At 62.0% G+C, this 1,291-nt stretch carries 1 pseudogene; it reads right to left on the bottom strand.

The features are described 5' to 3' along the window. Positions 1-136 precede the first annotated feature (136 nt). Positions 137-1,097 (bottom strand): annotated as a pseudogene (locus J2Y41_RS23040) (IS481 family transposase). Positions 1,098-1,291: the final 194 nt, after the last annotated feature.

Genomic DNA, 1,291 nt, shown 5'->3' with positions numbered 1-1,291 from the left:
TGGGATCCATGGTGTCGCTCATGATCAGTCCTTCCCGCCAGGCAAAGCCCGGCGTGTCAGGCCAACCACGGATCCACCGTTATTCAGACAGTCCCCGGCCATGTCTGATGCCGCCGGCGCTAGTTGTACCCGGCCATTAGGTTGGTGACACTCGGGTGATCGGGGTGTCCTTGATGGCGGTGTGGATGCGTTCAGTGTTGTAATAGTTCAGCCAAGGGTCAAGCGCTGCGGCTCTTTCGGTATTGCTGGCGAATGGTTTGGCGTAGGCCCATTCGGCTGCCATGGTCCGGTTGAAGCGTTCGATTTTGCCGTTGGTCCAGGGGCAGTGGGGTTTGATGAATCGTTGTTGCGCGCCGATCTGTGTTGCGGCGGTCTTGAATGCGGTGGAGTTTCTGTAGGCGAAGGCGTTATCGGTGATGATGCGTTCGATTTTCCCGATGCCCTGGGTTTTGAAGAAAGCTGCAGCTCGAAGGAGGAACCCGGCAGCGGTTGTGCCTTTTTCGTCCGGATGGATTTCGGCGTAGGCCAGGCGGGTGTGGTCATCGATGGCTGCGTGGATGTAGTCGAACCCGATGCCCCGCCCACGGACTTTCTCCGAGCGGCCGTGGGCGCGCCAGCCTCCACCATCAGGGATTCTCCCGAGTTTTCTTCACGTCCACATGGATCAACTCGCCTGGGTGTTGGCGTTCGTAGCGGACCGTCGTTGCCCGGGTGGCCCGGATGAGCGCCCCGGTAACGGGATCGCAGGCAGCAAGGGGCGGCAGGCCGCGTCGGACAAGGATCCGCGAGATCGTTCGCTCGGGGACCCCGGTGGCCCGGCTCAACCGCGCCGGCCCACATCTGAGTTCCGTCCGGGCCGCGACCACAGCGTCCTCCCGCTCGGAACAGGTCTTCGACGGACTCCTGTGAGGGCGGCTGGATCTGTCGAGAAGGCCGGACTCGGCCTCGGCCCGGAACCGTTTTACCCAGCGGTGGGCGCATTGCCGGGAAATACCCAATTCCTTCGCCACGTGGGCAACCGGCCGCTGATCACCGATCACCCTCTCAACGAGAAGAAATCTCCCGTGAATGGTCAAACGGGCATTAGCGTGGGACATGAGGACCTCCGTGGCCGTGAAGATGTCAGATACCTCCACTAAGCCCCGGGGGTCCTCCTCACTTCAAGACCCATGTCACCAACGTCATGGCCGAGTACAGCTAGTGCGGTGGCTGTTCCTGGTGTGGTGCCGGAAACCAAACCGGTCTCGCACGAAGCGAAGGCCTGCACCACCGCAGCGTCCTACCTCGCCGG

This window comes from Arthrobacter sp. 1088, from assembly GCF_031455315.1.
Lineage (GTDB): Bacteria > Actinomycetota > Actinomycetes > Actinomycetales > Micrococcaceae > Arthrobacter.
Note: the sequence above shows the minus strand (reverse complement) of the source record. Positions and strands in the feature narration are given on the sequence as shown.